At 35.0% G+C, this 13,346-nt stretch carries 8 protein-coding genes and 1 tRNA gene; 5 read left to right on the forward strand and 4 right to left on the reverse strand.

Going from position 1 to position 13,346, the window contains the following annotated elements; all coding sequences use genetic code 11:
* Positions 1-66 precede the first annotated feature (66 nt).
* Positions 67-363, forward strand: a complete 297-nt coding sequence (locus tag Q0838_RS02235) for a thioredoxin family protein (RefSeq protein WP_298950753.1) — start codon at positions 67-69, stop codon at positions 361-363.
* Here the strand turns inward: Q0838_RS02235 and Q0838_RS02240 are convergent.
* Both Q0838_RS02240 and Q0838_RS02245 read right to left on the reverse strand, forming a co-directional pair.
* Positions 360-953 (reverse strand): polysaccharide deacetylase family protein, encoded by a 594-nt coding sequence (locus Q0838_RS02240; RefSeq protein WP_298950755.1) that lies wholly within the window; start codon positions 951-953, stop codon positions 360-362. The two genes, Q0838_RS02235 and Q0838_RS02240, sit on opposite strands and share 4 nt — an antisense overlap.
* A gap of 37 nt (positions 954-990) precedes the next feature.
* The gene (locus Q0838_RS02245; RefSeq protein WP_298950757.1) at positions 991-4,395 is read right to left on the reverse strand and encodes a DUF2723 domain-containing protein; all 3,405 of its coding nucleotides are present in this window, start codon (positions 4,393-4,395) and stop codon (positions 991-993) included.
* A gap of 238 nt (positions 4,396-4,633) precedes the next feature.
* On the opposite strand from Q0838_RS02245, the gene Q0838_RS02250 reads away from it, so the two are divergent.
* The 4 genes from Q0838_RS02250 to infB all read left to right on the forward strand — a co-directional run bounded on the left by Q0838_RS02250 (position 4,634) and on the right by infB (position 10,098).
* Positions 4,634-4,704, forward strand: a tRNA-Gln gene (locus Q0838_RS02250).
* A gap of 743 nt (positions 4,705-5,447) precedes the next feature.
* Positions 5,448-5,915 carry a ribosome assembly cofactor RimP gene (gene rimP / locus Q0838_RS02255; protein WP_298950759.1) on the forward strand — a complete coding sequence of 156 codons (468 nt, stop codon included), beginning with the start codon at positions 5,448-5,450 and terminating at the stop codon, positions 5,913-5,915.
* An 8-nt stretch (positions 5,916-5,923) separates the two neighbouring features.
* On the forward strand, positions 5,924-7,156 hold the full coding sequence (gene nusA, locus Q0838_RS02260; protein ID WP_298950761.1) for a transcription termination factor NusA: 1,233 nt from the start codon (positions 5,924-5,926) through the stop codon (positions 7,154-7,156).
* A 32-nt stretch (positions 7,157-7,188) separates the two neighbouring features.
* Positions 7,189-10,098 (forward strand): translation initiation factor IF-2, encoded by a 2,910-nt coding sequence (gene infB / locus Q0838_RS02265; RefSeq protein ID WP_298950763.1) that lies wholly within the window; start codon positions 7,189-7,191, stop codon positions 10,096-10,098.
* Between the two features lie 555 nt (positions 10,099-10,653).
* On the opposite strand, the gene Q0838_RS02270 is transcribed toward infB, so the two are convergent.
* Together Q0838_RS02270 and Q0838_RS02275 are read right to left on the reverse strand one after the other, a co-directional pair.
* Positions 10,654-10,932 (reverse strand): hypothetical protein, encoded by a 279-nt coding sequence (locus Q0838_RS02270; RefSeq protein WP_298950765.1) that lies wholly within the window; start codon positions 10,930-10,932, stop codon positions 10,654-10,656.
* A gap of 1,972 nt (positions 10,933-12,904) precedes the next feature.
* Positions 12,905-13,279, reverse strand: a complete 375-nt coding sequence (locus Q0838_RS02275) for a translation initiation factor IF-2 (RefSeq protein ID WP_298950766.1) — start codon at positions 13,277-13,279, stop codon at positions 12,905-12,907.
* Positions 13,280-13,346 lie beyond the last annotated feature (67 nt).

Consider the following 13,346-nt stretch of genomic DNA (forward strand, 5'->3'; position numbering starts at 1 on the left):
TGTTAAGTATAGTTTAGTGTTTGTATTATCGTTTTTGCGTAAATTTTAAAATAAAAATTTTTGATTATGTCAAAGTTCGGAGAGCTTATTAGTGTTAATGTTCCAGTATTGTTTAACTTTTATACGATCTGGAATGAGGATACTGTTGTGATGAATGAGGTATTGCGTAATGTAGCTGCGGCACTAGGCGATAAAGCTGCGGTCATAAAAATAGACATAGAAAAGAATCCAGAACTTTCTGAAGCTCTACGTATTAAAAGTGTCCCTACGTTTATTATATTTAAAGAAGGAGTAATGAAGTGGAGACAAAGTAGTGTTCTAGATGAGAATACCTTAATACATCATTTAAAACGCATACTTTAAATAGATGCAGGTTTTGAAATAGATTTACTATCCCATCCTTTTTCTTTTAAAAATTTGAGATATTTAGGTAGTATGATCTTTAATTTTTCAAAAGATTTATCACTGTCGTGAAAAACGATTACGCTACCGTTGCGCGTATTTTTCTTTAAATTTTTTAGGCAAGAAGCCGCGGTTCTTTTTTGATCAAAATCGCCTGATAATACATCCCAAAGTACAATTTGATACCCTTTATTAATGAGTCTTTTAGTAACTGTACTAGTTATACGACCATATGGTGGTCTGAATAATTTTGTATCTACAACTTTGCTGCACTCGTCAATATTATCGAGATACCTGTTTTTTTTAGTAGTCCAGGCATTGAGATGGTGGTAAGTGTGGTTACCTACTTGATGGCCTTGGTTTTCTAGAAGCTTATAGGTTGCTGGATACCGATCTACTTTATCTCCTATACAGAAGAAAGTTGCCTTAAAACCGTATTGAGATAAAAGGTCTGTGACAAAGTCGGTAACCAGTGGGGTAGGACCGTCATCAAAAGTTAGATAAACTGTTTTTTCTCCACGGTTACCGTGCCAATAATAGTTTTTAAACAAGTTAGAGAACTTGTCTGGTATGTTATCTGGATATAATTTAATCTTGATTGAATGTATCTACTACAGTCTCTTGTTGAGAAGTGGTAACGTTATCTACAGAGTTGTCTAGAAGTTCTCTTAATTCCATCGCTTCAGCAGAGTCTGAGAATGATTCTTCTGGGCTTTCTCCTTTTTTTCTGATGTAATAAGCGTCATTCATAAATCTTATAAACGGCTCGAAGTATCCATTATACGTATCTACATGTTTATCGATCATTTCTTGATCTTCATAAAATACTGGAACCTCAGCAATAGAATTATATCTAGAAATCGCTGTTGCAATTCTTAGATAATTATTGTCTTGTTCCTCTAAACTCAATTGGTTGTAATGATCCAATTCATCTTGGTATTTTGCAATGACTTTATTTAATAAACCCCTTGCTTTCTCTTGTTTGTTAAGTTCATAATATCCAGAAATAAAAGGTTCTAGCATCGAGTAATTGCCGTAATGTTCTAAAGGCATGTGGTTCATTCCTAAGTCTAAAATTTCTTCTGCTTTTGCGTACTGTCCATCTTTCATAAGGGCTTCTGCAGCGCGAGTAATGTTGCTTCTGTAACCTACACTGTTACGTCTGGTCTCTACATCATGATATATGTCTGAAGAGCCGCCATTGCCCCAATCCCATTTTTTGATGACCTCATAAGTATAATCAGGATCTACTCTACCCATGTCAAATGGATCGCGTGGATCTTCTGGTGTAGTTTTAATAGGTAGTAATCTGTAGGCGCAACCATCTAGTTGAAGGTAGTCCTTCATCCAGATATAATCTTCGTCACTAAAAGCGCCACCAGAGAAATAAATAGGACGTTCCCAGTTATTTGCATTGATAATGTCTAGCATAAACATTCTGTTTTTATAAACTACATTACTTTTTATGTTGATGACTATCTCATCTACAATTTTATCAGCATCTTTTTGAGGTACAACACCGTTTTTAAGAACAGCCTCTTTATTTACAGGAATAGAAATAAACTTAGTAGGAAATGTGTGCTCAAAGTGCTCGTTTCTCATCTGTTCTTGAGTGACTTTATTATCGCTAGCTACCCATTTCATCCATTGATCTAATTGCATCGTATCAGGAAAAACATAATTTGGATCTTGATTTAAATCCTGCATGCGTTGTTGAATACGTTCTTTATCTGAATAATACAGAGCATCACGAGTACCGTATTTATATTTGCTATGAGTTAAAGTGCTAGGTACAGGCTCGCTATCCCATGCTTTCTTTTTCATATCATCCATATACCAGTCTGTACTAAGTAGAGAAGTACATACGACACGTACATCAGTACGGTAGCCTTCTACCTCTTGTGCGTACCATAAAGGGAATGTGTCGTTATCTCCTATGGTAAATATTAATGCATTAGGTAAACAGCTGTCTAGGTACTTTTTTGCACTTGCTAGAGCTGTGTATTTATCTGACCTATCATGGTCGTCCCAGTTTTGATATCCCATAAGTAATGGTGCAGCTGCAAAACATGCTGTCAAAGATATTATTTGTGCAATCCTAGACTTCATGAGATCGCGCAACATTTCATAAATGGCATAAACTCCCATTCCTACCCACATGCTGAATACCAGAAAAGATCCTACATATGCATAGTCACGCTCTCGTACTTGAAACATAGATTGATTAAGGTATACAAGGATGGCTAGTCCTGTAAAAAGGAATAGTACCAGGGTAACATAAAAGGATTTGAGATCTTTTCGCGCATGGAAAACAGCGCCTAATATTCCTAAAATCAATGGTAAGAAAAAGTAAGTGTTACGTCCTTTGTTATTCAGCATGTCATTACTTAATTCATCTTGTGTACCTAGGTGTGCTTCATCTATAAAACTAATGCCGCTTAACCAGTTGCCGTCATAAGAATCCCATTCTCCTTGTACGTCATTTTGTTTACCCACAAAGTTCCACATGAAATAACGCATGTACATATAGCTTATCTGATAGTTTGCCATGTACTTCATGTTGTTAGCAAAACTAGGTTTATCTATCTCTACAGCTTCTCTTAAAGATATTAATACGTCTATGTATTCTTCTGTATCAATTGTGCCTCGTTGCAGCCTACGTTCATAATCGTCCAGAACAGAAAGTAGTTCTTGATTGTTTTCAAAACTCTCTTTTATCGTATAGTCTAGGCCGCCCATAAATTCTATATAATTGGATGCTCTAGATGGGTCTGTCATACGAGGAAAAAATCCTTTATGACTATCATGAGTATTAGGTATTGCGTCCTTGTAATTATTAACAATTACGTATTTACCTAATTTATAGTCTTTCTCATATTTAGGTTTTTCGTCCTTAAAGGCTTCATTATCCTCTGTAGTGGGATCGTCTTCATTATACCCAGCGTACATGTCTGTAAAAGATTCACCAAAGAATAGTCCTGGTGATGGGTATTGTTCACGATTGTAATATGCTAATAAAGAACGAGCGTCCTCTGGTGCATTTTCATTAATAGGAGTACCTGCATTTGCCCTTATAGGTAGCATAGTCCAAGAAGAAAAACCTACTAATACAAACATGATGCATAAAGTAATCGTATTTAATAGAGGTAAGTTACGCTTTCGCGAAAGCGAGATTAAAAAAGCAAATAATCCAATTATAAGAAAGAGAACGATTACTGTACCAGAGTTGAACGGCAAACCTATATCGTTTACAAAGAATACTTCTAAGTACCCAAATATACTTAATGTGTAAGGTAATAATAGTTTAAAAACAAATAGCAATACGGCCACTACAGATATGTTAGCAACAATAAAGTTGAGTGCGGTTATGTTTTTATAATGTTTAAAATACCATAACATTCCTATAGCAGGTATGGTAAGGATACCCATAAAGTGAACGCCAAATGATAGTCCTACTATAAAAGAAATAAGTATTAACCAGCGGTTACCGCGTGGTAATAGCATGTCACGTTCCCACAATAGGCCTATGTAAAACATAGCACTCATGAGTAAAGTCGCTGGCGCATAAACCTCTGCCTCTACAGCGTTAAACCAGAAACTGTCAGATACTGCAAAGGTTAATGAGCCTATGGCTGCTGCTCCTAGAATCATCACATCGCTTGCACGATCTTTTAATATATGTCTCTTTAAAAGTAAAGTAAGAGACCAGAACATAAATAAAATCGTGAATGCACTAGAGAAAACTGCTAGTAAATTAACCGTGTACGCTATATCTGTTACGTCTAGAGCAAATACAGAGAAGGCAGCTCCCATCATCTGGTATAGGGGCGCTCCTGGTGGGTGACCTACCTCAAGCTTAGAAGATGTGGCGATGTATTCTCCAGCATCCCAGTAACTTACTGTAGGTTCTACAGTGCTCCAGAATATAAATAGTGCTGTTGCAAATACTGTCCAGCCTACAATTTTATTTAATTGTGCGTATTTTAATTTCATAATGACGGTTAACTGTGGCGAAAATAAGATTTTATCACCGTATCAACCATATAAACGTCTAATAGAAAATTACAGTATATTAAAAACTAAAAGTTTTTTTTTAATTATTTTAATCTCTGTTTTTCTAATAATGACGGGATGTTCAAGGGTTTTTATAGTTTTTGTTTACATATTAATTTAAATTTTTACGATTTTATTTTGCGAGATTTAAGAAATGTTATAAATTTGCAACCGATTTTGTCCCATGGTGTAATGGTAACACTCCGGTTTTTGGTACCGTCATTCAAGGTTCGAGTCCTTGTGGGACAACAATTAAATCCTGATTCTTTAACAGAGTCAGGATTTTTTATTTTTAAAAGTTTCGCTTTCGCGAAAGCGAAGTATTATGGGTTCAACACAAAAACTTGTGGATTATGTAAAAAGGATTAAACTTTGCTTTAAATGTTTCTATATCATCTGTGACCTTATTATCGATAGCTAAATTATTACTTCCAGAAGTGCTTGTATCTTATTTTGAATTAGCCAAGCATGACGTTGAAGAGAAATAAACGGAATACTGTATAAGCGGTGTTTTTTAATTGGACCGGACACTTATGGTGCGGTAGGTTTGCATTATTTTTTTTGTTTTCATTATTTCGCTGGCGCAACCTTCTTAAATGGATGCGGCAATAAAACTTAATTATTTGTTAGAATTGTGTTATTAATGGTTTATTAAATTTGTAACCGGTAGATTTTAATTTGAATATTCGCTCTGTGGGGTTTGTATGTATTCTTATTTTTAGTTGATTATGCCAGGTCTATTATGCTAAATAAATATCTTCCGCTATCTTTTGCTTAGATTATGCCAGTTGTGGCTTTGGGTATGTTTAAGTTGGTATAATTTTCTAGAATAGCCTCTCTTGTTTACAGGTCTTTTTACCTTCTTAAAGGTGTAAAATAATAGTATGTTTACCACTCTGTTTTTTAAGACTTTGGAAATGCTTAAAAAAGCAGTATATTTGCAAAGTATTTGAACAAGTATGAGGGGACTAAAGTCCCCTCTTTTTATAAATATGTTGAAAGATAAAGTAGAAAAATTATTAAACGAGGCGTTTGAAGAGCGTCCAGATCTCTTTTTGATTGATTTCAAAATGGGTGCTGGAAATGAGATTAAGGTTGTTATAGATGGTGATGATGGTGTGAAGCTTTCTGATTGTATGTTTTTTTCCAGGGCTGTAGAGCATAATCTGGATAGAGATGAATATGATTTTTCTATAGAGGTTCTTAGTGCAGGTGCAAATTCTCCTTTAACTTCTCCTAGGCAGTTTGTTAAAAATGTGGGTAGAGATATTCAGATTATGGATAGGGAAAAGAGGATTGAAACTGGACTTTTGAAAAAAGCAGATGAAGAAAAAGTGACTATTGTATGGAAAGCTCGTGAGCCAAAACCTATAGGTAAAGGCAAGGTTACTGTTGAGAAAGAGTGGACTTTGAGCTATGAGGACGTGAAGCAGGCAAAAGTTGTTATAAAATTTAATTAAAAAGTAGTATGGAAAATCTCGCATTGATCGAGTCTTTTTCTGAGTTTAAAGATGATAAAATGATAGATCGTGTCACTTTGATGGCGATCTTAGAAGACGTGTTTAGAGCCGCTTTGAAAAGAAAGTATGGTGAAGACGATAACTTTGATATTATTATCAATCCTGATAAAGGGGATTTAGAGATATGGCGTAATCGTGTTGTTGTAGCTGATGACGAAGTTGAAGATGATAATTCTGAGATTTCATTAACAGAGGCTCAGAAAATTGAGCCTGATTACGAGGTAGGTGAGGACGTTGCTGAAGAAGTTAAGCTTATTCAATTAGGCCGTAGAGCTATTCTTGCTTTAAGGCAGAATCTGATTGCTAAGATCCATGAGCATGATAATACTAATCTCTTTAAGCAGTTTAAAGAATTGGAAGGTCAGCTTTATAGTGCCGAGGTGCATCATATAAGACATAGAGCAATCATATTGTTAGATGATGACGGTAATGAGATTATCATGCCTAAAGATAGACAGATTCCATCTGACTTTTTTAGAAAGGGTGAAAACGTGCGTGGTGTCATAGAAAGCGTGGAATTAAGAGGTAATAAGCCTAATATTATTTTGTCCAGAACATCTCCTAAGTTTTTAGAGAAGCTTTTTGAACAAGAGATTCCTGAGGTTTTTGATGGTGTTATATCTGTTAAGGCTGTTGTGAGGGAGCCAGGTGAGAAAGCTAAGGTCGCTGTAGATAGTTATGATGATCGCATAGATCCAGTAGGTGCTTGTGTAGGTGTGAAAGGTTCTCGTATTCACGGTATAGTTCGTGAGTTAGGAAATGAGAATATTGATGTTATCAATTTTACAACAAATACACAGCTTTATATCGCTAGAGCTTTGAGTCCAGCAAAGATCGTTTCTATGATGATCAATGAAGAGACGAAGAAGGCAGAGGTGCGGTTAAGTCCTGAAGAAGTCTCTAAAGCTATAGGTCGAAGAGGTCACAATATTAGACTTGCTGGTAAACTAACTGGTTACGATATAGACGTGATTAGAGAAGGTGCAGAAGAAGATGTTGAATTAACTGAATTCACTGATGTTATCGATGGATGGGTTATTGAAGAGTTGAGTAAAATAGGATTGGACACTGCCAAAAGTGTTCTAGAGCAAGACGTTGCCGATTTAATAAAACGTACAGATCTTGAGGATGAAACCGTCTTAGACGTTGTTAGAATCCTAAGAGCAGAATTTGAAGATTAGATTAGAAATTAAAGTCAATCCTGAACCATTTTATGGCCGAAGTAAAAAACATGAGACTCAACAAAGTTCTAAGAGAATTTAATATTTCTCTAGACCGTGCTGTGGAGTATCTTAATTCTAAAGGAATTGAGATAGAGGCTCGCCCTACCACAAAAATAGATGCTAGCGTCTATAAAGCACTTGCTGATGAGTTTCAAACTGACAAGAGCAAAAAAGTAGCCTCAAAGGAAGTAGGTGCTGAACGTCGCAAAGAACAAGAAGAATTGCGATTGCAGCGAGAAAAAGAACTTGAGGAAAAACAAAAAAAACAACAAGAGGTTATAAAAGCTAAGGCTTCTATAGGTGGTCCTAAACAAGTAGGTAAAGTTGATCTAGATGCTGGTAAAAAAGCTAGAAAGACAACTAAAGAGCCTGAAAAGGTTATTGATGCCGTTGTTAAGGAGGTGTCTCCTAAGGTTGAGAAAGCTACTGTGGCTCCTCCTAAAGAAAAAACCGTTTCTGAAGATTCTAAAGAAATTACACAGGTTTCTAATAGACCTAAAGCAATGGGGACAACCTTAAAGGGTAAAATCGATTTAGATGCAAATAAGAAGAAACCTAAACCTAAGAAGAAGCCAGAAAGTTCTAAAAAGGTTGATGTTTCTAGTAAGAAAGTAGTATCTAAAAAGGTAGACTCTGTAACGCCTAAAGCTAATTCTAAGGTGGAACAAGTAGCTCAAGAGGCTAAGCAGCCGAAACCGGCAAATAAGTCTACTGAAGGATCTAACACAGAAGCAAATCAGCCTGTTGTAAATTCTGAGCCAGAGGTTATAAAGACCGAGTATAAGAAATTAGGAGGTCTTAAGGTTACTGGTAAGAAAATCGATCTTTCTCAATTTGCTAAACCCAAGAAAAAAGCTGCGGATACCAACCGAGGTAAGCGTAAGCGTATTTCTAAGCCTGGTGGGTCAGGTGGTTCTGGCGGTGGTAATCGCGCTAACAATAGACGTGGAGGCAATAATAATGGTCCAGGACGTAAAAATATTGTTAAAGAAGAGCCTACTGATGAAGAAATCCAGAAGCAGGTTAGAGAGACTCTTGAAAAATTACAGGGTAAGTCTTCTAAGTCTAAAGCTGCGAGATACCGTAGGGATAAAAGAGAGAGTCATCGTGATAAAGTTGATGCAGCAGAGCAAGCTCAAGCTGAGGATAAATCATTGCAAGTAACGGAATTCGTTACAGTTAGTGATTTGTCTATTATGATGGATGTTCCTGTAAATAAAGTTATAGGTGCTTGTATGTCTCTTGGTATGATGGTAACGATGAATCAAAGACTTGATGCAGAAACGATGTCTATCGTGGCAGAAGAGTTTGGCTTTGATGTTGAGTTTGTTAATGCTGATATTGAAGAGAGTGTTGCAGAAGTTTTAGATAATGAAGAAGATCTAGTTTCTCGTGCACCTATTGTTACGGTTATGGGTCACGTAGATCATGGTAAAACGTCTCTTCTTGATTATATTAGAAAAGAAAATGTTATCGCTGGTGAGAGTGGAGGTATTACACAGCACATCGGTGCTTATGGTGTTGAGCTTGATAACGGTCAGAAAATTGCCTTTTTAGATACACCTGGTCACGAAGCGTTTACAGCGATGCGTGCTCGTGGTGCACAGGTTACCGATATTGCAATTATTGTTGCTGCTGCTGATGATGACATCATGCCGCAAACTAAGGAGGCTATTTCTCATGCGCAGGCTGCAGGAGTGCCTATAGTTTTTGCTATAAACAAGATTGATAAACCGCATGCAAATCCTGAAAAGATAAAGGAAGGTCTTGCGCAGATGAATTTACTTGTTGAAGATTGGGGCGGTAAAATTCAATCTCACGATATCTCTGCTAAAGTTGGTACAGGTGTTAAAGAGTTACTTGAGAAAGTATTACTCGAAGCAGAATTACTTGATTTAAAAGCAAATCCTAGCAAGGCAGCAATAGGTACAGTAGTTGAGGCGTTCCTTGATAAAGGTCGTGGATATGTTTCTACTATACTTGTTCAAGCAGGTACTTTAAAAGTTGGAGATTATGTTCTCGCTGGTCCTAGACATGGTAAGATTAAAGCAATGCAAGATGAACGTGGTAATGATGTTCAAGAAGCTGGTCCTTCTACTCCTGTTTCTATATTAGGTCTGGATGGAGCACCTCAAGCTGGAGACAAGTTTAATGTTTTCCAAGATGAGCGTGAAGCAAAGTCTATAGCGGCAAAACGTACACAATTGCAACGTGAGCAATCTGTTCGTACTCAGAAGACATTATCTCTTGATGAAATCGGTCGTCGTATTGCATTAGGAGACTTTAAGGAGCTTAATTTGATCCTTAAAGGTGATGTTGATGGATCTGTAGAGGCGTTAACTGATTCATTCCAGAAATTATCAACTGAAGAAATTCAGGTGAATATCATACACAAGGCAGTAGGTGCAATTACTGAAAGTGATGTATTACTTGCGACTGCATCTGATGCGATAATAATCGGATTTAATGTCCGTCCACAAGGTAATGCTAGAGTTGTTGCAGATAGAGAAGAAGTAGATATTCGTACTTACTCAATAATTTATGATGCAATTAATGATCTTAAGGATGCGATGGAAGGAATGCTTTCTCCTGAGCTAAAAGAAGAGATTACAGGTAACGCTGAAGTTAGACAAACTTTCAAAATATCTAAAGTTGGTACTATTGCGGGATGTATGGTTACAGATGGTAAGATATTTAGAAATGGTGGTGTAAGATTGATAAGAGATGGTGTTGTTGTTTATACAGGAGAATTGGTCGCTCTTAAGCGTTTCAAGGACGATGTTAAAGAGGTTGCAAAGGGTTATGAATGCGGTATGCAAATCAAAAACTATAATGACTTGCAAGAAGGTGATGTTTTAGAATCTTTCCATGAGGTTGAGGTTAAGAAAACCTTGAAATAACAGGTATTTCGTTTTTATATAAGTAGCGTCTTCAATTTATTGAAGACGCTTTTTTTATGCCTACTTTCTCTTTAATTTCGTTTTTAGAGTTGTATTTCTTCCTATAATCACTTCTTATCACATAATAATTATCTGATTCTTTTCTTCTGTACTAGCAATTAGTTTATCATCAATGGTATCGTAATGATTGTACTTTGATGTGTATTTGTGTGCAGGGAATTATTTTAATAACACTTCGGAGGTTGGTGGCTAGTTTTGCATTAAGTCTACTAGATGATTTATATATGAATTGATCATTTTTGTAACAAGGTCATTAAATACAGTTGATTTAGTTGGTAACCTGTTGATTCTATATCAAAATTTATTGAAATATCTATTTAGATTATGGTTGTTCACTCATAAATATGTGTTTCTGATCCATAATTAAACATGTTGAATTATGGTGTGTAATGCTTTGTAATTTTATCCTTCATTGCTATTATTTAATTGACTTCGCTTTCTTTTTAAGTAGATCGACATCCACGTCACTGACCTGTAACTATTTTAGCATCTACACTAATATGGTTTATAAAAATATTCTGTAGAGGCAGTGTTGGTTTGTCCTTCTACGTTTATAGTGCACATCTTTCTTTTGTTTCCTTCCTCTGTATGCTCAACAGTGGTTATAGCATTCTTTTTCCTCTCCCGAATTATTTTTTTTGTTTTGCTTGGTTCCGTACCACTTATTCTATATTCATCTGCGCGAAGTTCTCCGTCTATAGGGTTATTGTCTTTGAGGGCATAGCTTAATGAATCTTTATTATATAAGTTTTGTAGTTTTTTTGGTGAAGCCACCACGTGTATTTATGTAGCAGGGTGAAAGACTCTTGGTTGTCGTTGTTATTTCAAAACAAATGACGATGTCTTTGTGAAATCAAACTTGATATTGTGAAAATTGTGTTTATGGTAGTTGCTTCAGTAACGCCATAAATATTACATGGCCTACCAAAATGTTTGTGCGACTGATATCTTTAATTGTCTCATTGGAGATATTTATAATCCTTTTTTTGATTTTATTAATGATAGGTATTCTTTGCTTTCTAAATCAATTTTGAAGTGATCAGTGAATTCTAGTAAATTTCGACTCTCCAAAATATCCTTAAATAGCTGTTTGTGGTAACTTTCAAAATGATCAGTTAGCTGTTGATTTCTAAATCTGTTATGAAGTCAAGTATGTTTTTTAGTCAAGTTTTAGTAGTGTTACCTATCTTATAATTATGTGGGTTTGTTCCAGTAACTAGATTGGTTTAAATATGTTATTGTTGTCGTCGTTCTATTCCGATCTTAAATAAATTTACGGGATAGAATATAGATCTGTTTCAGTGTTCTTTCAGATGTTTTTTTAAGAATTATTTATTGGAAGCCCTAGTGTATATTGGCTTGTGCTGTTGATCTCTCTGCATAAATATGATTCAGAAATTGCTACAAATCAATTTTACAGATAAGTTCGCTGTTATAATAGCTACTAGAGTTGATATATTCGGTTTATGCTTTGCTATCGACTTTAAAACTGGTGAAAGAAGTGTCAAATTTAACACAGGTCCTATATGTGTCATTATTGCATTTGCATTTGTCTCCATACATGATTTGATGTGTAGCTGTTCTTTTATGTCTCTAAAAAAGATTTCAATATCCTATCTTGTTTTATATAGATCTATAATGGTATTTGTTGAATTAGTCCTTTAATCGGTTACGAGTTCTATTTCTTGTTGGTTCTTTGTTGTTATCGCTACACGTCTTAAATTTTTTGGTCTTTTGAGTAGAACGGTTGTTTTTCAAATTTGATTATCTTCCCATTCTGTATCTGTTGATTTCTTTTAACAGTAGAATGATCTTTTTTCTTTTATGGAGGTAGATAGATCTGTATCCTTATTCCTAAGTACAACTAATACTCCGCTGCTTTCCCTTACTTGTCATAAACTTAAAACACTTTAGTATCTATTTAGGTTGTTCTTGAGTATTGGTAAGTCATAGATACTGTTAATATCATCTGTTTTACTATCTGTTATGATCACTTATGCTGTAAAGGAATTTCTTAGTTGAATATGGCGTACAATTTGACCGCTATTTTTTAATCTTGTACTTAGCTCCATTAGCAAGACTTTAATATAGGTTTGTTGTAGTGGCATCTGGTAACGATATGTTTACTTTAATTTTAAACCTAGTCTTGGGATAGGTCTTCTGCTGTTCTAAATTAGAAGTGAACCAGTAATAGTGATTTTTAAAGAAGGTCTATTTCTTGTTCTCGCTTTGATAGTTTAGAGAAGATATAGGGTATGCTTTGTTTATTCTTAAATGATTGTGAGTAACATTAGAGGATTTTAATTATTTCCTGATACCCCAAAGTGTTTTATCTAATAGTAAGTGGGCAAAACACTAGTGTAAAGCAAACCCTTTCTGACATTCGTTTTTCCTTTCATTAACTTTTTTAATTCAATAGATAAACGCAGCTTTTAGTAGGATATTTTTTTGTTACAAGGTGGAATGGATGGTTTAATCTACTTAAATTTTTGATTTTTTGCGCCTGCCTTATAAAGAAGTAGTGGTTAAGAATGATGCAGACGTTGTGTCTATTTGTAATGGGTGGTGTCTTTTTAGTTCTGCTTTTCTTCTTTTTTCGATTTTTGAAGTTTTAACATCTTGTTTATTTTATGGTTATGTTTATGAAATAAAAAAAAGCTTAATGATCTTCTAGTCATTAAGCTTTCTGTATATATTTAATTTTTTAATGTTATAGAGAATAATAGAAGTTGCTATATTGATGGAGTTAAGGTTTTAGAATAAGTGCATTAGGGTACTCTTCCTTTATTACCATTAAAGCTCTTTCTGCTTTTAGCCTACTTCTATAGGTTCCAACACATATTTTATGATAAGGATGTTCCCATAATAATTCTGATTTCCATTTATGATTTAGGGCATCATATTGACTTTTTGTTGCTATCGCTTTATTCCGTTCACCGTAAAAAATTTGTATGGTGTAGTATTCTTTAAAGTCGCCAGATTTGTCCATTGAAATTTTTGTAGAAACTAATGCATCTACTTTTTGCTTGTCTATTTGCATTGGTTCTTGTGCAATACCTTGAAAGGCAATGTTCAACATAATAAAACTTACTAGTAATATTTGTATTTTATTTTTTAACATAGTTCTTTGTTCTGTTTCTGTTAGCTTTCGCGAAAGCGAATCTATTTAGAATGATTTTAAATTATTT

This window comes from uncultured Nonlabens sp. (genome assembly GCF_947495285.1).
In the GTDB taxonomy this organism is placed as follows: domain Bacteria; phylum Bacteroidota; class Bacteroidia; order Flavobacteriales; family Flavobacteriaceae; genus Nonlabens.